A 472-nucleotide genomic window follows, 5' to 3' on the forward strand; every position below is an offset into this window, starting at 1 on the left:
GACGCTCTTACACCACGTCTGCGCGCGCCACCTTGCACGCGCTCCTAAATTACTCAAATAGCTCTATAGCGGGCTTATATGTGTTAGGTTAATGAACATATTTTCTGTTATGTCTATTATCTTTTGCCGGCAATATGGCACTACAATAGCAACAGTACTCATATTTGCCATTTTTTGCCCACAGGGCCTGGAAAAGGCCAACAGGGTAGTCATTGGGGACGTTCTTAAACGACCAGTCAAACAAGAACGTCCCCAACGACTACTTAAAAACGGGAGATTATCCACTCTCATTCTGCGAGCACTCATTTAAGTCTGTCCCCAATGAGTGCCCGGCAGCAACGGGACCGCCGATGTCTTGGCAGAGTCAGCGAAAACCCGCGTAACTAAACCCGCTCCGCGATCTCGTGAATGAGGTAGTCGGTCTTTTCCCAGCCCAGGCACGGATCGGTGATCGACTTGCCAAAGACACCGC

The organism is Collinsella sp. AF19-1LB (assembly GCF_003459655.1).
Lineage (GTDB): Bacteria > Actinomycetota > Coriobacteriia > Coriobacteriales > Coriobacteriaceae > Collinsella.